Annotated in this window: 16 protein-coding genes; 2 read left to right on the top strand and 14 right to left on the bottom strand. The window is 42.4% G+C overall.

Annotated features, from left to right (window positions below):
• Positions 1 to 20 precede the first annotated feature (20 nt).
• Positions 21 to 653 (bottom strand): PAQR family membrane homeostasis protein TrhA, encoded by a 633-nt coding sequence (trhA, locus tag B5Y40_RS24255; protein ID WP_079689993.1) that lies wholly within the window; start codon positions 651 to 653, stop codon positions 21 to 23.
• Between the two features lie 69 nt (positions 654 to 722).
• Positions 723 to 2,036: a gluconate:H+ symporter gene (locus B5Y40_RS24250; protein ID WP_079689992.1), complete on the bottom strand. Its 1,314-nt coding sequence runs from the start codon at positions 2,034 to 2,036 to the stop codon at positions 723 to 725.
• 436 nt (positions 2,037 to 2,472) lie between these two features.
• Between B5Y40_RS24250 and B5Y40_RS24245 the strand changes: the two genes are divergently transcribed.
• The gene (locus B5Y40_RS24245) at positions 2,473 to 3,234 is read left to right on the top strand and encodes an NYN domain-containing protein (protein ID WP_079689461.1); all 762 of its coding nucleotides are present in this window, start codon (positions 2,473 to 2,475) and stop codon (positions 3,232 to 3,234) included.
• A 108-nt stretch (positions 3,235 to 3,342) separates the two neighbouring features.
• Here the strand turns inward: B5Y40_RS24245 and B5Y40_RS24240 are convergent, their stop codons facing one another.
• The 7 genes from B5Y40_RS24240 to B5Y40_RS24210 all read right to left on the bottom strand — a co-directional run bounded on the left by B5Y40_RS24240 (position 3,343) and on the right by B5Y40_RS24210 (position 9,862).
• Entirely contained in the window at positions 3,343 to 3,567 is a 225-nt protein-coding gene (locus B5Y40_RS24240; RefSeq protein WP_079689460.1) for a hypothetical protein, read from the bottom strand.
• Between the two features lie 102 nt (positions 3,568 to 3,669).
• Complete coding sequence (locus B5Y40_RS24235) at positions 3,670 to 4,671, bottom strand: 3-oxoacyl-ACP synthase III family protein (protein ID WP_079689459.1); 1,002 nt, start codon at positions 4,669 to 4,671, stop codon at positions 3,670 to 3,672.
• A 130-nt stretch (positions 4,672 to 4,801) separates the two neighbouring features.
• Positions 4,802 to 6,112, bottom strand: coding sequence for a toxin-antitoxin system YwqK family antitoxin (locus B5Y40_RS24230; protein ID WP_079689458.1), 1,311 nt, complete (start codon positions 6,110 to 6,112; stop codon positions 4,802 to 4,804).
• A gap of 171 nt (positions 6,113 to 6,283) precedes the next feature.
• Positions 6,284 to 7,462 carry an acetyl-CoA C-acyltransferase gene (locus tag B5Y40_RS24225; protein ID WP_079689457.1) on the bottom strand — a complete coding sequence of 393 codons (1,179 nt, stop codon included), beginning with the start codon at positions 7,460 to 7,462 and terminating at the stop codon, positions 6,284 to 6,286.
• Between the two features lie 100 nt (positions 7,463 to 7,562).
• Positions 7,563 to 8,237 carry a hypothetical protein gene (locus tag B5Y40_RS29465; protein ID WP_143785924.1) on the bottom strand — a complete coding sequence of 225 codons (675 nt, stop codon included), beginning with the start codon at positions 8,235 to 8,237 and terminating at the stop codon, positions 7,563 to 7,565.
• Positions 8,230 to 8,826, bottom strand: a complete 597-nt coding sequence (locus B5Y40_RS24215) for a tetratricopeptide repeat protein (RefSeq protein WP_079689456.1) — start codon at positions 8,824 to 8,826, stop codon at positions 8,230 to 8,232. The genes B5Y40_RS29465 and B5Y40_RS24215 overlap by 8 nt, the downstream gene beginning before the upstream one ends.
• 61 nt (positions 8,827 to 8,887) lie before the next feature.
• Positions 8,888 to 9,862, bottom strand: coding sequence for a vWA domain-containing protein (locus B5Y40_RS24210; RefSeq protein WP_079689455.1), 975 nt, complete (start codon positions 9,860 to 9,862; stop codon positions 8,888 to 8,890).
• Positions 9,863 to 10,114: 252 nt separating this feature from the next.
• On the opposite strand from B5Y40_RS24210, the gene B5Y40_RS24205 reads away from it, so the two are divergent.
• A complete protein-coding gene (locus tag B5Y40_RS24205) occupies positions 10,115 to 11,968 on the top strand; it encodes a DUF8202 domain-containing protein (RefSeq protein WP_079689454.1) in 1,854 nt (617 codons plus the stop codon).
• A 63-nt stretch (positions 11,969 to 12,031) separates the two neighbouring features.
• Here B5Y40_RS24205 and dapA read toward each other — a convergent pair whose 3' ends face one another.
• From dapA to B5Y40_RS24180, 5 genes are all read right to left on the bottom strand, one after another.
• Positions 12,032 to 12,907 (bottom strand): 4-hydroxy-tetrahydrodipicolinate synthase, encoded by an 876-nt coding sequence (gene dapA, locus B5Y40_RS24200; protein WP_079689453.1) that lies wholly within the window; start codon positions 12,905 to 12,907, stop codon positions 12,032 to 12,034.
• Positions 12,908 to 12,938: 31 nt separating this feature from the next.
• Positions 12,939 to 13,445 (bottom strand): DUF6913 domain-containing protein, encoded by a 507-nt coding sequence (locus B5Y40_RS24195; RefSeq protein ID WP_079689452.1) that lies wholly within the window; start codon positions 13,443 to 13,445, stop codon positions 12,939 to 12,941.
• Between the two features lie 8 nt (positions 13,446 to 13,453).
• Positions 13,454 to 15,472 (bottom strand): NAD-dependent DNA ligase LigA, encoded by a 2,019-nt coding sequence (ligA, locus tag B5Y40_RS24190; RefSeq protein ID WP_079689451.1) that lies wholly within the window; start codon positions 15,470 to 15,472, stop codon positions 13,454 to 13,456.
• 95 nt (positions 15,473 to 15,567) lie between these two features.
• Positions 15,568 to 16,473, bottom strand: a complete 906-nt coding sequence (locus tag B5Y40_RS24185) for a manganese catalase family protein (RefSeq protein WP_079689450.1) — start codon at positions 16,471 to 16,473, stop codon at positions 15,568 to 15,570.
• 203 nt (positions 16,474 to 16,676) lie between these two features.
• Positions 16,677 to 19,058, bottom strand: coding sequence for a TonB-dependent receptor (locus B5Y40_RS24180; protein WP_079689449.1), 2,382 nt, complete (start codon positions 19,056 to 19,058; stop codon positions 16,677 to 16,679).
• Positions 19,059 to 19,131: the final 73 nt, after the last annotated feature.

The following is a 19,131-nucleotide window of genomic DNA, read 5'->3' as shown; positions in this document are numbered from 1 at the left end:
AAAAGATAATCATTCAATGATTACCCGAGCAACCCAATCACGGAAAAGAAATGTGCCGTGCTTCCGGCAAGCACAAATAAATGCCAGATACTGTGGAAGTATCGTGTTTTATCTTTTATGAAAAAGAATGTTCCTGCGGTATAAAACACTCCTCCCAAAATCAGAAATACAAAACTTGAAAAAGGAATAGTGTCGTATAGTTGCTTGAAGATGAGTATACCAAGCCATCCCATAACAACATATAGGATGGTGGAGAGTAATTCTTTTTTTCCTGTGAAGAAAGCTTTAAGTACTATACCAACGAGCGCGCAACCCCAGATTAATCCAAACATCGTCCAGCCAATCCAGCTGTGCAGCGAGAGACAGAACGGAGTATAGGTACCTGCTATAAGCAGGAAGATCGACATGTGGTCTACCTTACGGAAAAATACTTTTGCCCTTTGATGCGGTATACTATGATACAGTGTAGATGCAAGGTATAGCATCACCATGGTTGCCCCGAACACGGTGAAGCTAACGACTTGCAACGTGCTTCCATAAATTACTGCGAGAACAATTAAAAGCACGAGACCTGCCATGGCGAGTACAGCGCCCAGCCCGTGTGTAATAGCATTTGCCAATTCTTCTTTTCGTGTACTAACAGCGCTTCCCATGAATTCGAAATCTTGTATTTTCAATGGAACGTAAGAAGGGCGCCAAAGATTTCAATGATGTTCGATTTTTTATTTGAGATATTGAATGATGAGCACACCAATTAATCCACACACGGATACAATGGTTTCCATAAGCGACCAGGACTGAATAGTTTGTCGTATACTTAAGTTAAAATATTCTTTATATAGCCAGAAACCGGTATCATTTACATGCGAGAACATAAGGCTGCCGGCACCGATTGAAAGTACCATGAGGTTAGGGTCTACATTCATACCGGCCAGCATCGGAGCAATAATACCCGCGGCCGTTAAACCTGCTACCGTGGCAGAGCCAACACAAACACGGATAAGACACGCAATCGTCCAGCCCAATACTAACGGATGTATGTTAACATCACTTAACAACACCGCTATATTATTGCTTACACCGCTATCGATAAGAATTTGTTTCAACGCACCGGCACCTCCCATGATCAACAGGATCATCGCTATATCTTTAACCGATTCGCCATATATATCCATTACCTTTTTCATATCCATACCCTGGCGGATTCCCAGGGTGAACGTGGCTACTGTCAATGAAATAATCATCACGATCGCAGGGTCACTTATAAATGTTATCGCATCTTTTAATTGCGGCTCTGCAACGCTTGAAGCGAGTAGTGTAGTGAGTGCAAGCAATATCACCGGAAGAAGCGAAGAAAATATACTGGTGCCGAGACTGGGTAGTTTATCTGTGGCAACAGCAGCCGCATTCTCGAATATTTTGGGTGCCGGAGGATTTATCTTTTTCAATGTCTTTGAAAAAATGGGCCCTGCTATAATTACGGTTGGCAGCCCAATGATTACACCGTATAGCAACGTCATACCCATGTCGGCATGGAACTGAGCAACGAGTGCGGTAGGCGAAGGATGTGGCGGAAGAAAGCCGTGTGTAACGGAAAGGGATGCGAGCATCGGCAAACCTATATATACTGCAGGCAATTTATAGCGTAGTGCCACTGAAAAGATCAAGGGGACAACAAGTACAAAACCTACGTTGTAAAACAAAGGTATACCAATGATAAAGCCTGTCAGCATGAGTGCCCACTGAATATAGCGTTGTCCGAAAAGCTTTACCATATACGAGGCAATTTGCTGTGCAGCACCGCTGTCGGCTACAAGCTTGCCCAACATCGCCCCACATACAATTACAATTACAAGCGACCCCAGCATGTCGCCAATGCCTTTTTGCACAGAGCGCGTGATCTGTGTTGCATCTATACCCAGCAGCGCCCCGGCTACAATGGATATGATCAGGAATGCGAGGAACGCATTTACTTTACACAATGAGATGAGTATAATCAGGAGAACGATACAATAGAATATGATGACCAGTGACATCACCTGTGGACTCAATACCGTACTCAATCTCATCAGTGCTTTGACGCTCAAATATATAGCTGACGGAATTGACAGGATTAGAAAGGAACGGGATGCTCTGAAGCGGACGATTTGTGCTATTAGCACTATAATGCAAATTACTATAATGATCAGCGACATCGTTGAGCGAGTGGTTTAATGATTGGTTGATGTTGACGAAACTAATGAAAATATCAGGAATATGCAGCGAAGTTTTTTAAGTGGAATGAATTCGTCATGAAGCGGAGATTGGTTCTGAGGATGTCCTGTCTTGGCATCATTGCCTTATATTTCATGTGCGCCGAGCACACTATAAAATATTACAAATTGCTTTTATGGGAATTCTTATGATGATTTTACGATCTTTATTCGCTTTTACCACCGCGTAGGAATCAATATATACTTATTCGATAACAACATGGAAACGACTAACGACCTGAAACTGGCAGTACTGATTGATGCTGACAATGTGCCGTACGCTAATGTGAAGGAGATGTTTGAGGAGATTGCTAAATACGGAACGCCTACATTCAAACGGATCTATGCAGACTGGACCAAGCCGACTGTGTCGGGGTGGAAGAATGTGTTGCTTGAGAATGCGATTACACCGATACAACAATATAGTTACTCGACCGGAAAGAATGCTACCGATAGTGCACTCATCATTGACGCGATGGACATTTTATATACCGGCAAAGTAGACGGCTTCTGTATTGTTTCAAGCGACAGCGACTTTACCAGGCTTGCCACAAGGCTTCGGGAAGCCGGTATGAAAGTTATAGGTATAGGAGAGAAGAAGACCTTGAATCCATTCATAACCGCGTGTGACAAGTTTATCTATATAGAGATTCTGAAGCCTGCGTCTGAACCGCAGAAGGAAACCAGTAATAAAGGTATATCCAAAAACCCAACGAAATCTTCCAAAGAACCTCTAAGCCGCGTTGATCCTGAGATTGTGAAACTGCTAACCTATAGTGTGGATGACCTCGAAGATGAAAACGGCTGGACATCATTAGCCGAACTGGGAAGCCTGGTGCAAAAGAAGAAGCCCGACTTTGATTCCCGGAATTATGGCCACCCCAAGATGTTATCGCTGATCAAAAGCATCGGTAAATTTGAAATCGAAGAACGCGAAACCGGCCGTAAGAATGTGAAGCATATTTATATCCGGAAGAAGTAGCGGAGAGAGATTATAAAATTGAGTAGAAGTATAGTATATATAAAAACAGGCTTCATTCCTGAGATATTCAGGAAGAAGACGCATGTCGTAAAGTAAGTGGCTTTGTAACTAAAACTTATCAGGTACCTGAATGATGCGAAGTACGATTTCATGTGGATCGCCATCTTTATCCAGCAGGCTGAAACGAACCATCGGATTATCTCTGCGAATGTTGGTCTCTACATGAATTACCTGATTGTCTTGGAGATGCTTTTCAATTTCTTTCTGAAGAATATATAGCGCATTGGCGAAATCAACTTCAATCGGACTTGGATTATAGGAGGAAGTCTTCATTGTTGGTTATTTGTTTTTCAGTTATCCATCAGTCGTTACAGGTTTATGCATTAATCGCGATCGGAGTTATACGAACTATATAACCGGTAACGGATAATGGCTCTACCACCGGATCAACGCAGAGGCCCATGTGAAGCCACTGCCGAAGGCGGCTAAACAAATTAAGTCATTTTCTTTGATTTTACCTTCAGCCCACGCTTCGCTTAATGCAATCGGGATAGAAGCTGCAGTAGTATTTCCATACCGCATGATATTGTTATAGACTTGATCGTTTGTGAGCGCGAGTTTCTCCTGGATATATTGACTGATACGCAGGTTTGCCTGGTGAGGCACCAGCAGGTTGATATCATCTTTTGTGAGCTTGTTTGCATCCAGCGCTTCCTGGATCACTTCCATGAACCGAACCACGGCATGTTTAAAAACCTGGTTGCCGTTCATCACAACTTTAAAGGTGGAGGTATCTGTAATTTGCTCGGGTTGTCTTTCCGTATGTGGGCGACTGCTGCCCGGGTCTTTTACATATAGCTCTTCCGCGAAGTTCCCATCAGAGTGAAGATGCGTGGAAAGTATACCTTGCTTATCGGATCCCTGAAGTATAACAGCGCCTGCACCATCACCAAAAATAACGGCTGTATTTCTTCCTCGTGTCGTGATGTCGAGGGCTGTGGATTGTATCTCTGCGCCCACCACTAAAATGGTTTTATACATACCCGTCTTGATAAACTGATCGGCAACGGAAAGTGCATATATAAATCCGGAGCAGGCATTACGAATATCGAGTGCAGCTATTTTTCCATCAAGACCCAACTCACGTTGCAACAACACTCCGGATCCAGGAAAGAAATAGTCGGGTGTAATCGTAGCGAATACAATGAAGTCTATATCCGTCTCTTTTAGTTTAGCACGCTCAAGCGCCATGCGTGTAGCCTTCGCGGCCATGTTGGCAACGGTATCCTTTTCAGGATTCATCCATCTGCGTTCATGAATTCCAGTGCGTTCAACGATCCATTCATTATTGGTATCCATGATCGTAGACAGGTATTCATTGGTGATTACAGTCTCTGGAACATGGTGACCAAGGCCGACAATTTTGGAATAGCGCATTCGATTGAATTTAAGATCGCAAAGGTAAGGGAATTGTTGGAAATGAAAGATATAGTCGCTATCCGTGCCTTTATGCGTTAAATCAAAGATTATGAGTTTAAACACTAAAACATTAGGGAGTAAGAACGAGTCAGGGCTTACCTGTTACGAGTTTCCCTGCGCGATACATGGAAGTGCTGACAAGTTTCCCATCAGCATCATACTCTTTCCACTCCTTATTTTTTTTGTCAGCGGTATATTCGCCTTGCTCTTTCACTTTGCCATTTTCATGGTATGATGTATATAACCCATGCTTGCGGCTATTGCGATACTCGGAAGAGGATTGAAGTGTTCCACTTTCGAAATATGTTTTTGATGGCCCTGCGAGCAAATCAAACTTCCAGGACTCTTCGCGTTGAAGTTTGCCGGAAGGGTAGTAGCTATAGCGAATGCCGTTGCGTTTTCCGGCTTCATAAGTCTCCTTTTCTTTTACTGTTTTTCCATCTTCGTAGTAGATCGTCCACAAGCCGTGTGGCTTTTCATTTCTGAATTTTTTGATGGATTGAAGCGCTCCGTTTTCTGCCAGTACCTCTACCGTTGCGTCAATGCCATTGGATGCTACTTGCTCTTTTACCTTTACTTTTCCTGATGGATAGTATTCATAATTGACACCTGTTTTCTTTCCTTCTTTATACTTGAAACGATGCCGGATTGAACCATCTTCAAAATAGCCAGTGTTATCTCCGTGAAGTTTACCATATAGAAAACTTCCTTCCGCTATAAGGTGTCCTCCACGGTCGTAGGTTTTAAATTGTCCATTGCGCGAACCTTCAGCCATCGTGGAGACTGTTTCAAGCTGCCCATTCGGATAGTAATTCTTATAGAAGCCTGTTAATATACCTTCCTTGTAATTCGCTTCGGTTTCTATTTTGCCGTCTTCAAAAAAAGTACGGGCTATACCATTGGGTTTTCCATTCTTATAGTTGATCTCTTTTTTTAATTTCCCCGATGTAAAGAACTCTTTTACCAGCCCTTCGGGTTTACCTTTTACAAAGTAACTTTCACTTTTCAGATTACCGTTGTCGAAATAAAATTGGATGCTGTCAGTAAGTATATCATTTTGATAATACGCTTTTTGTACTGCTTTGCCTTCCTCATTGAATACCACTACCGGCCCGTGACGAAGTCCGTTGACGAAGCTTATTTTCCGTGCCAGCTTTCCATTTTCATGATACTCTGTAAAGAGCCCCGACTTTACACCTTCGTCAAATATACCCTCCAGCATGACGTTCCCATTCTCGTAATACCGTTGGTATTTACCAGCGATCTTCTGGTCGTCTTCAGCAGAGGCTATATAAATTTCCTGTATATGTTTTTTCTGAGGATCATAATACGTCTTTACTTCTTTCTGGGAAAAAGTTTTAAGTGGAAGTAGTAATGCCAGTAACCAGACTAATCTCATGATCCTTTTAAATTGTTTGAAGCCGTAAAGTATGCATTTTAAACGTTCAGACGGGCGGGTTATTTTATATAGAAGGTGGTGATGTATGAACGAGTGAGGAATTGCAAAAAAAAGGAATATATATATCCTGAAGGCACTAAAAAACAAATCCCGGTTTCCCGGGATGTTGCTTTATATATTTTCGATTACGATGGCGGAGGCTCCGCCCCCTCCGTTACAAATTCCGGCTACGCCTATACCCCCGTTATTCTGTTTAAGAACGTTGATGAGTGTAGTGGTGATACGCGCACCCGATGCTCCGAGTGGATGTCCTAATGCAACAGCGCCTCCGTTGACGTTTACTTTCTCACTATCAAGTCCCAACTTTATATTATTGGCAAGCGCAACAGCGGAGAATGCTTCGTTGATTTCATAATACGAAATATCTTTCTTATCGATACCCGCATGTTTTATAGCCTTCGGTATAGCTATAGATGGGGTAGTGGTGAACCACATCGGGTCCTGTGCTGCATCGGCAAAGCCTAATATTTTAGCAATGGGTTTCAAGCCTAACGCCTCGGCTTTTTCTTTGCTCATTAGTACCAAAGCAGAAGCACCGTCATTTAAGGTGGAGGCATTAGCCGCTGTAGCGGTACCATCTTTTGTAAACGCAGGTTTCAATCCGGGGATCTTATCGAAGTTTACACTTTTATACTCTTCGTCTTCTGCGAAACGTGTTAAGTTGCCTTTGCGATCTGTTATTTCTACAGCTATAATTTCATCTTTGAATTTACCAGCAGCCCATGATGCGGCCGAGCGCTTATACGAATTGATGGCATAAGCATCCTGGTCCTGGCGAGATATATTCATTTCCTTTGCTGTGTTATCCGAGCAAACGCCCATCGCACAATGATTATATACATCCGTGAGGCCGTCATGTTGCAAACCATCGATCAGTTCACTGTTACCATATTTATATCCATAGCGTGCCTTTAAAAGATAGTATGGAATGTTGCTCATACTTTCCGTACCACCAGCAACAACGACATCGTTTTGCCCCAATATAATAGACTGCGCCCCAACCATAATGGCTTTCATTCCAGAGGCACAAACCTTATTTATTATTGTACAAGGAATTTCAAAACCTAATCCGGCACCTGCTGCTATTTGTGTAGCCGGAGCCTGCCCTAATCCAGCTGCGATAACGTTCCCTATAAATACCTCTTGTATAAGTTTGGGATCAACGCCTGCTTTTTCAATAGCACCTTTTACAGCAATAGAGCCTAATGCAGTAGCGGTTAAAGATGCCAGGCTTCCTCCGAAACTTCCGATCGGAGTGCGCACAGCGGAAATGATATATACTTCTTTCATGGGTTAATGAGTTTAACGATGATAAACGATAGCAACTGCCAACGGCATATCTATAGTCAAGCCAGCGACTATAGATCACCAGCTATATTTACAGATGAGATTACCAGTCAGGCTTACTTTTGTCTCGTGGTTTTGTAGCCTTGCGCTTATTTTGCTGCAGGTATTGAATTTCCTGGTTCTTCATGGCTTCCAGAATCATGCGCGCTTTCTGCTCGCTCATCTTCATCTGCTCTAATTTTTCAGAGAGCTGAGGATTTGGTTTTTTCTTTTCCTGGTCGTCTTTCTGTTCAGGATTTTGTTGATCCTTTTCTTTTTTCTCCTGGTCTTTCTTTTCCTGTTCTTCTTTTTCCTTCTGTTCCTTCTCCTGCTGTTCTTTGCTCTTCTCGTCTTTATTCTGCTGATCCTTTTTCTCCTGGTCTTTCTTTTCCTGATCTTTTTTCTCCTGATCCTTTTTCTCTTGATCTTTCTTTTCCTGGTCTTTTTGCTGCTGATCTTTCTTCTCTTGATCCTTATTCTCCTGATCTTTTTGTTGCTGATCCTTTTTTTCCTGCTCCTTCTGCTGCTCTTTTTCTTTCTCCAGGATCTTTCGCAATTCTTCAAGTTTTTTATCACCAGGTTTCTCTTTCAAGCCTTGCTTTACAGATGCAAGTGCTCCGTTTAAATCATTGTTAACATACTGATTGGATGCCTGATGAAATTTTCCATCTGCAAGAGACTGTGCCCGTACATGAACAACGGCTACGAGGAGAAGTATACTTAGCAATAGTTTATTCATGGCTATCTATTTTAACGATGTTCTCTAAACGTTGCGAATAACCCGGATTCCTTTTGTCAACTTCAGGATCTTTCTGAATGGCTTCCTGAAGTATATCATAAGCAAGTTTATACTTATGTTGTTTCACGAGCGATCTTATCGTACTCATAATCATTTCCGGGTAATCGAGTTTCTTTTTCAATAACTCGTAATTATAGCGGGCATCCATATTGTCGGGATTCGCTTTCAGAGCAAGCTTGAAATTATTAAGTGCTTCTTCAAACTTTTGCTTGCGATAGTTTAGGATGCCGAGTTGTTGCTGCGCTTTTGAACGTACCTCACTTTGCTTGCTTCCCGTAAGTGATTCATACGTGATGACAGCGTTCGCAGTATCGTTCAATTGAAAATATGAATGGGCGAGGTTGAGCTGTAACTCATCTTCCATTATTTTCATCGAGTCAATCAACAGATGAAATTTTCCTATAGCGGTTTTATAGTCTCCGGAAGTATAGGCGTCTCTGGCTTCTGTTTTTGCATGATTGATCCTGCCGATCCGGAAGGGATCAGTAAAGAAGCCAATCACAAATAGAGAAACAAAAATATACTTCATGCGTACGTGTTATAAAACGTTAATAAGCTGTTGTGTGAAATGTATAGGTGTGCGAATGAATTCATATTTTAAAAGTAGGCACATTGATCAGTACATCCAGCAATAACAACACCACTGCTGCTGCCAGAAAGTAAAAGTACTTATTCGCTGTCACATCAACATACCGCGCATCCCGCAGTTCACCTTCAATCTTTCCAATTGTATTTATCAATCGCGAAACATCATTTTTAGTTTCATTAATCTCAAAATACTGGCCATCCGTTTTATTCGCAAGGTCACGAAGCGATTTGGAATTCAATTTCGATAACACCGGCCTTCCATTCTTATCATTTTTAAGTCCCCGGCCCGAATAAATATTGCCACCCGATTCAGTGCCAACACCAAGCGTAAACAATTTGATGTTCTTATTTTCTATATCGCGGGAAACCTCTTCAGTCTCCTCACCAAAATCTTCGCCATCACTGATGAGAATAATCACTTTTGATTTTGATTGTGTGGCGGGTCCGGTCTTCTCGTCATCCTCAAGTTTCTGTAAAGCCATTCGCAGTGGAGGACCGAAGTCGGTACCCGAGCTTGGCACAAGGCTTGAGTTCATGGTTTCAATAAAAAGATTCAAAGCATTTTGGTCGTATGTAAGCGGGCATTGCATAAATGCTTCCGAACTGAAGATGATAATTCCAATGCGATCGGAACTAAACGCATCTACAAGTCTTTTCATTTCAAACTTGATTTTCTCCAATCGTGTCGGTTGAATGTCAAACGCGTCCATTGATTTAGAAAGATCGATGCAGATCATAATGTCTTTGCCTACTGACTTCACTTCTTTTTTAGAGCCTCCGAATGAAGGGCCCAACATGGCAATTATGAAAAGAGCAAAGTATAGAATACGAATTCCCAGCTTGAAGAAGATAGTATAGTAAGGTGTATTTAAACCTCTTGCAATTTTAACGACACGAATAACATAGAGGGCATACAATATCACGAACAATGTGATAAAGATGATTTCCGTTAGTCCAAATTCACGATACCAGGCCACGCTTTATTGTATTTACAATCAGCAATTAACAATTCCGGAATTGGTTATGCAAATGATTTTTAGACGAATAGCCTGGAGCTCCGGTCATCAATTCCAAGTGGAGAATGTAAGGTTGGGTTGCTGCGGCAGTTGCCTTCTTTCTTTTTAACGTAGCTATTTCTACGTATTATTACTGATGCTTCTATGAGTGATTTTCAGGATCACTGAAAACTGTCGTAATACCTACCTTGGCAGGATTAATTATAGGTGGTTATGTTTAAAAATTGGGTGATTGTATCATTGGCGTTTATGCCATACCTCGGTTGGTCACAAACAGGCCCTGCCGGGATTGGTGCAAGCGATGGTTCTTCAACGCTGGAGCTTTGGCTTGACATTGATAAAGGTATAACAACAACGAATAATACCGGCTCTGGAGGAAGTGCTACTGATGTTACAAATTGGGCCGATCAATCGGGCAATGGCTTAAACATGACAGGTGCAGGTACCGCTGTCCCTGAGTTTATAACCAGCTTTGTGAACGGACATGGAGCCATGCAGTTTGTTCAGTCTAATTTTGAAAGACTTAACCTGAGCAATACAATCACATCGATCACTGCTTCTGATAACCGGACGTTTTTATATGTATTCAAGTTTACCGGTAATCTAAATAACTGTGAGATCATGGGACCTTCGTCAGGGGAATCAGTGGACTATGGAACATTTACTGTAACAAATGACAGACTGCGATTACGTAACGGAGCGAACAATGCTTACTCTGCTATTAATTCGGTTACACAAGATGCATGGCATGTAGGAACGCTAAGCAAAAACGGAACCGCCGTAAATGCCTGGAACGACAACACCAACATTCTCAACACTACCGGCACATTCCTGGATTGGGCTGTTAGCAACGCCTATGATTTAGGCGCAGCCAATTTCAGTGGTAGAAGTTTTCAGGGCGAGATTGCCGAGCTCATTATCTATAGTACATCTATTAATACTGCCCAACGAATTATACTTAACAATTATCTGGCTGCGAAATATAACATCACCCTTTCGGCTTCCGATATATATGACGAAGACAATGCCGGAAGTAATTTTGATTACGAAGTTGCCGGTATTGGAAGAACAGACGCATCAAACATTCAAAGTGATTCACGGGGCACCGGTATAGTACGTATACTCAATGCTACAGATTTAGGTAACGATGAATTCTTTATATGGGGTCATAATAATGGTGCCTTGCTGGCGAATGAGACAAGCGATGTTCCTGCTGGCGTTGCCGCAAGGTTTGCACGCGTATGGAGAGTCAGTGAAGCGAGTTCTGCAGGTGCAGCGGTAGATGTTGGAAGTATAGATATAAGGTTCGATCTTTCTAATCTGGGTACAGTTGTAATTACCGATCTGCGCTTGCTGGTAGATAGTGATAATGATGGAGTATTTTCGGATGAGACGCCCATTACCGGGGCAACATCGCTCGGCAGTAATATATATGCTTTTACAGGTGTGAGCGCAATTGCTAACAACATGCGTTTTACACTGGGTACTTCCAATGCTACGCAAACACCATTGCCGGTAGAACTAGTATCTTTTACGGTCTCTCCGCTTGAGCAGGAGCGTAAGGTTGAAGTAAAATGGACGACCGCTACGGAACGTGACAATGATTACTTTACGGTTGAGCGCTCGGCAGACGGATATATATTTCAGGAAGTTGAACGCGTTCAAGGCGCGAACACTACCAATACAAAACAATCGTATAGTATACTGGACGCGATGCCCTTCACGGGATTATCGTACTATAGATTGAAGCAAACTGACCTCGATGGAAACTACGAGTACCTGGGTATACGTGCGGCAACGCTCAATGCAAAGGAGCAGATTGTGATTTCTCCCAACCCTGCACAAGATTTAAAGTTTACGATACACGTTACAAACCCAGGCGAGCACCCGGTATATGTAAAAGTGATGGATACATCCGGTGAAGAACTATACGCGAGACAATATGGAGTCAATGAAATTCAGAATAACGAGGTAACGATCGATCTTCCAGCAACAACTCCGGGAATGTATATCCTACAGGTAATACTTGATGACTCCGTGTATACTGAAAAGCTATTTATAAAGTAATATCTTCTTGGTAGGAGGTATATATAGTGTCTGTTCTTTGAGAAGAACAGACACTAAAAATGATTACTTCTTTATCAGCTCATAAGCCGCATCAATCTTCTTTTTCAAAGCATCCGATGCAGCCGCATGCGGCAACCGTAAGAATGGTGTTGTGATGCCTAACAACGACAGTATATATTTAACGCCCACCGGGTTTCCTTCTTCGTATACAGGTCCGTTAATATCCGAGAGCTTGTACAGTTCCTGCGATGCCTTTGAATAGTTGCCTGCAAAAACATACTCCTTCGTTTTACGGAATATAGCCGGAAATGGATTCGCTAATACCGAGATCACCCCTTTACCACCAATGGAATAAAGTGGAATTGCCAGCATATCATCACCTGAAATCAACAGGAAATCTTTCGGCATATACTTCGCAATCTTGATGCACTGCTCCAGGTTGCCGGATGATTCCTTGATGCCAATAACGTTCTTGTGTTCGGCTAGCCGTAGCGTTGTCTCCGCACTCATATTAGAACCTGTTCTTCCTGGAATGTTATATAAGATTACAGGGACAGGGCTCGCATCAGCAACTTTTTTGAAGTGCTGGTATATTCCTTCCTGTGAAGGTTTATTGTAATATGGACTAACCGAAAGAATAGCATCAACGCCTTTCAGATCTGCATCATGAATAGCTTCGAGCACTTCGTCAGTATTGTTACCCCCGATGCCGTACACGATGGGAAGGTTCTTACTGTTGTTCTCTTTTACGAATTGCAATATCTTCTTCTTCTCTTCACTGGTAACGGTTGGCGATTCACCCGTAGTGCCTAACACTACATAGTAATCCGCACCCTTGGCCGTATGATTGAGTAATTTTTTGAGGGCCTTATAATCTACTTCCAGTGATTCCGTGAACGGAGTAACCAACGCTACACCTGTTCCATAAAACTTTTTCATAAAGAGTGGTATTGAAATTCGTAAATGTATTTTACTTCAGTTGGGTTGCATATTTATACATGCCGTCAACAAGTGCTTGCGTGTTGGCAACCGACTCGATCATGAGTTCGAGGTATAGCTGCCCTTGATCGAAGAACTTGCCTACGCGGCACTTTGCTTTACTCTTGGCCAGCAAATGTAGCACGAGTACATTTGGAGTAAGGTCAATGTAGAATAAAAAATCGAACGGTGCCTGCGCAAATTGCTGTGCACTGGATGACGTTATGTTTCCCCAGAAGGTAAGATCCTTCTCCGTAAAAAAATCAAACTTGAATTCGTAGTTATCATGTTTGGCCGGAAGATATTCCAGTACCTGAACATGTTTTTCATCAAGCTCCAGTTTTTTTATGAATTCTTTTACGATGTAATGCTTCTGCTTGTCTTCAACAGTAAAGATTATCCCTACCGTTTTAGCTTGTTTATAACCCACATTAGCGCGTGAAGCTTTGTTCTTCTTAAGAATCGCATTTGTTTTGAATTTCAGAAAGTTAAGCCTCATCGCTAAAGTTATAAAGTATGTCCCGTCAATAGTCTCTCAAAGTCTTTTTCAGTGATGATCTTTACACCTAATTTCTCAGCCTTCTCACGCTTTGAGGGCCCCATATTATCACCTGCCAGCAAATAATCCAACTTTCCGGAAACAGAAGATACAACCCGGCCTCCATTCTGAATGATTATTTCCTGCAACTGATCACGTTCGTAGTGCTCAAACACTCCCGAAATTACAAATGATTTGTTGTCTAACACATCGCTTAACTTCTCAGGTTCTTTTGCTGTGCTCTCAAACTGAAGGCCTGCTTCTTTCAAGCGCGCGATCTCTTTTTTATTCTCAGGATTCTGAAAGAACTGATAAACGCTTTGCGCGATCTTCTCACCAACTTCAGGTGCCTTCAATAGGTCTTCAACGGATGCTTGTGCAATCTTGTCGATCGACTTAAAGTATCGCGCGAGTTTTTCTGCAACCGTCTTTCCGACATAGCGTATACCGATAGCATACAAAACGCTCTCGAACGGGGTTGATTTAGATTTTTCTATACCACTCAATAAGTTCTTGGCAGACTTATCTTTAAATCCTTCAAGACGAAGTGCGTCTTCGCGTTTAAGTATATATAGATCTGCAGGACTTTTTACCAGGTCAAGTTCATATAGCTGCTTGATCGTTTGCTCACCAAGCGAATCAATGTCCATCGCTTTGCGTTGAATAAAGTGTTCAATGCGTCCACGTATCTGCGGAGCACAACCATTTATATTCGGACAATAGAAAGCAGCTTCACCTTCGGTGCGGATCAGCGCAGTGCCACACACGGGACATTGTGTTATATACTTGATCGGGATCAACCCGGGTTCTCTTTTTTCTAATTCTACTCCGGTAACTTTCGGAATGATCTCGCCACCTTTTTCAACAAATACATAATCACCTATACGAAGATCAAGTTGTGCGATCTGATTTGCGTTGTGAAGAGATGCGCGCTTCACCGTAGTGCCGGCAAGAAACACAGGTTCGAGTTCGGCCACCGGAGTAACAGCGCCAGTTCTTCCTACCTGATAGGTTACTCCATTGAGTCGTGTGCTGATGCTTTGTGCTTTGTATTTATAGGCAATTGCCCACCGCGGACTTTTTGCTGTGAAGCCAAGGTGTTGCTGTTGTTCAAGACTGTTCACTTTAATTACAACACCATCCGTTTCTAACGGCAGCGTTTGTCGTTGGGTGTCCCAATCGTTTATATACTTCAGTACTTCCTGTATGTTCTTACATTTTTTATAGGTCTGTGACACATTGAAACCCCAGGCCTCTAACTTTTTTATAGATTCTTCATGTGTCTCTGCTATATCTTCTCCTAACAGAGAGTATACAAAGCAATCCAGTTTTCTTTTAGCAACCTCTGTTGAATCCTGCATCTTTACGGTGCCCGATGCAGTATTGCGCGCATTCGCATAACGTTCTTCACCAATGTCTTCACGTTCTTTATTCAGTTGAATGAATACATCTTTCGGAAGAAACACTTCACCTCGAACTTCAAAGGATGCAGGCACATCTTTACTTTTTACTTTCAACGGAATAGAGCGGATTGTCCTGATGTTGTTCGTTACATCATCACCACGCACACCATCCCCGCGTGTAACACCGCGCACCAAAATTCCATTTTCGTAGGTGAGGCTCATGGAGACACCATCGAATTTTAACTCGCAGAAATATTCATAAGCATCACCTTCGAGTCCTTTTGCAACACGGGCATCCCAATCTTCCAGCTCTTCCTGGCTATACGTGTTACCCAGCGAGAGCATCGGGTACTTATGATATACGTTCGCGAATTCTTTCGTGATGCTTCCACCCACACGTTGTGTTGGAGAATCTGCTTGTTTTAATTCCGGAAATTCTTTTTCAAGATGTTCAAGCTTCTTCAGAAGAAGATCGAATTCCTGGTCACTGATCTCTGTTTTATTTTTTTGATAATAGAGATCGTTATGATAGTTTATCGTATCGGTGAGATGTTGTATTTCTGTAAGCGCTTGTGCAGAGGTCATATCTGAAAATTAAGCGCTTAAAGTTATAGCAAAAAATGAAAACGCCACGGATCAATTGAGATTCAATCGACCGTGGCGTTTTGTTTCAGTTGACTTTATGGATACTTAATGCCTAATTTTTTTGCAATGTCTGCGAACATTTCTGTATCGAAGTCGTCAGCCCCCGGAGCATTCAGTTGAACTTCTTCATCGAGGTCAGGTACAGGAGCGCCCTCTGGTGCTCCGAATACAACTTCAAGCGGCTTGCCATCTTCCGGATGCGGACCATTGAAGATGATGCCTGCTTTCTGATAATCGTCTTTGCTGAAGGTATATAATATCCGGTGCACACCGCTGTCTTCATACTTGCGTGTTTCCGGAAAAGCTTTGTTACTTAAATCAGGCACCGGTACAAGCTTCTTTACATCCACTCCCGTAAGATGTTCCAGGGCTCGGGCATACGCTACAATGTGAACACCACCGCGTACTAAAAGATAGCCTACCATTTCACGCGCTGTAGGGTCCGTTGTCATTTCATATACTCTCATTTTGTTACCACGGGCGCCACATTCCAAAAAGAAATTATGCAGAAGATCAAGCTTAAGGTTGCCGCTGCTGAATACATTTTGACCCGACCAGAAATTTCCCATGGAGTCAACCGGAAGCGAAGCCTGACCGCTCGCTATATAATGATATGTGTTACGAGCATCCGCTGCATTTTTTAATGGAGCCGTGGATGGATCAGTACCTCGTTTCGTTACGCCTGTTAAGAGGAGGTTAATTGCATACGAAACAACTTCAATGTGTCCATATTCTTCACCAGCTATACTAGCGATAACATCATAAAATGGTCTGAGACGTTTTCGTCCTCTGAAGTTAAAGGACTGATAGGTATAGTTCATCAGGGTAGACATTTCCCCAAACTTACCACCGAGCAGTTCCTGAACTGCTGCTGCGTCATTTGGAGAAGGATTGTTTGGGGTGGGCAACTCAATGGGAAGCCGATCGATCTTTAGAATCATACGTGCTGAATTTAGGAGTGGAAAATATTTTAGCAAAAGGCGAAAAAATTATTCCTTACTTCTCTATTCAGTTCAATCAACGATCACCTTGTAGAATGAAATGTTACCACTATTAATTTTATCTATATAGATATTGTTTTATCTATAGGCCGCTCCTGTATAAAGTATTTGATCTATACTTTGATGTGATTATGTTTTAGGTGCTATAGCTCTTCTTCATTTCCTTCGCGCTCACGCTCTTTCTCTTTCATTTGATTGAGACGATAGGTAAAGGTTATAAGAAACTGGCGCGACTGCCATTGAAACCGGGTGCTTGAATAATATCCTTCACTGTCCACTATATTTTTACGGATGCGTGAGTTGAAGAGGTCACGGACTGATGCTGACAATGTTCCTTTACCTTTCAGGATATCGCGGGACAAGGCAAGGTCGAGTGAATAGATAGCGAGATTTTTCCCTTGCGTTGTAATGCGCGGCCCGCGATAATTGAAGGATGCCTGGAAATCAAGATTCTTGAAAAACGTCATGCGTGATGTAGTACGCGATGACCAGGTATAGGTATCACTGTGCAGTCGCTCGTCTTCATATGAACCCTCTGTGATGGCGCGATAAAAATTAGCGCTGCTGTTGATCCTCCACCATTTCTGTAGCGTAAGAGAGAAATTAAATTCGACACCGTAGGCATTTTCTTCTGCGAGATTGATTGGCACAACTCGCGTTCTCCCGGAGGAATCAACACTGGTAACAATTCGTTCAATCACATCTGTACGGTGGCGATAGTATACACTTGAAAGTATAGATCCATTGTCCCAATCGATCAGATAACCCGCTTCGTATGCGTGGGTATATTCTGGTTTGAGATTCGGATTACCAACAAAGAATACGCGCGAGTCACGAAAGTCAGAGAACGGCAGAAGGTTCCGAAAGTCCGGTCTGCTGATGCGATAGCTATAGCTGAGCTGCAGTGTATTATTTTTCTTTAGCTTATAGGAGAGGTTGGCACTTGGAAATAAATTGAAATAGGAGCGAGGGTTCTCTTCGTTGGTTAGTGTCAGTTCAGTTGTTATATCAGAATACTCACCGCGTAATCCACCCTGCACAGATACTTTATTAAAAGTATTGCTCGCCATAAAATACGCAGCATGTATGCGTTCGGTATAGATCATGTTGTTTGTAAATGCGGGAAGAGCGGTCCATGCATCGGACTCTGAATCGAGTTGTTCCAATGAATAATCATTTTTAATAATACGCGTTGCAGTTTTTATACCGGCTTCGATTTTTCCATTGGTTGAAAATGGATGTATATAGTCTGACTGCACAAGCCAGTTCACTTCGTTCGCATTGTTGACAGCGCGTTGAAGGATCAACGCACCACCGGGTTGTCCTTCGGTATAGTCTGTACTTTCATCATCTACACCTTTGATCCATTTGAAGTCTGCTGTGAAAGTTCTCCCTTTTTCTTCATAGTCTTTTTTATAACTCAGCGTTCCTTCTATTGTTTCTTCATCTTCCTCTTCACGCTCTGTACGAATTACATTTCTGATGACCGTACCATTTTCATCGTAGTCTGTATATTCATTGGTAGATTTATTAACACCAAATGATGGATTGAAAAGGAAGGAACCTGTGAGCGAGCTTTTGTCGGTAAGAAAATAATCTACACCAGCCATAATGTTGTGCGCTAGTCCGCCCCGCGACCGATCGTTGTATTGTTCATATACGAAGCTGGTATCGCTGCTGCTATAGCGTTGAAATGAAGAACCGACACCTGGCGTTCTGCGATCATCGATGCCATAACTTGAGAATATATTTACTTTATTTCTACGGAAGTTGATGCTATAGGAACCACCCAGTAAATAGGGATGTCCGGCATTGGCCGTAAAGGTACCATTGATACCTTTGTCCTGATCCTTCTTTAAAATGATGTTGATGATGCCGACTTCTCCCGCAGCATCATAGCGTGAGGAAGGATTGGTAATTACTTCAACACGTTCGACCATATTACCCTGGAGTTTACGCAAGGCATCCGGATCGCGGCTCGTTAAACCGGAAGGTCTTCCGTTGATAAGGATCCTGACATTTTCACTTCCACGTAAACTTACCGTTCCGTCTACATCAACATTCACAGAAGGAAGATTGCCGAGTATATCTGCTGCATTTACACCTACATTTCCCAAATCCTCACCGACGTTGAAAATACGTTTATCAAGTTGCAATTCCATTTGTGCTTTCTCTCCCTGGATTACAACTTCCTTTAGCATGTTGGCGGATGGCTTTAGAAATATAGTGCCTACGGGAACATCCGTGTTAGCGACTACTATACCTGTAATTGTCTTTTCTGTATAGGACAAGAATGTGATCTTGAGAAAATAATTGCCCGGCTTTACGCTGATGCTGAACGCACCTTGGTCATCGGATATATTTCCCGCTACTAAAGATGAATCTGCAACTGAATGAATCGCTACACTGGCAAATGGAACAGGGTGTTGTTGTTCATCCGTAACTTTTCCTGAAATGGAAAAATTCTGTGTATAGGCTGTGAGACTACAAAAAATAAAAAATAATATAGCTGGTAAAAGCTTCATTGCACAGGGGTCGTAACGTGAATTACCAAAATAGAAACTCACCGGCTGAAACACAATGCTGTTTAGGAGCAAA

This window comes from Ohtaekwangia koreensis (assembly GCF_900167975.1).
In the GTDB taxonomy this organism is placed as follows: Bacteria; Bacteroidota; Bacteroidia; order Cytophagales; family Cyclobacteriaceae; genus Ohtaekwangia; species Ohtaekwangia koreensis.
This window is presented reverse-complemented; position numbering and strand designations above follow the sequence as displayed.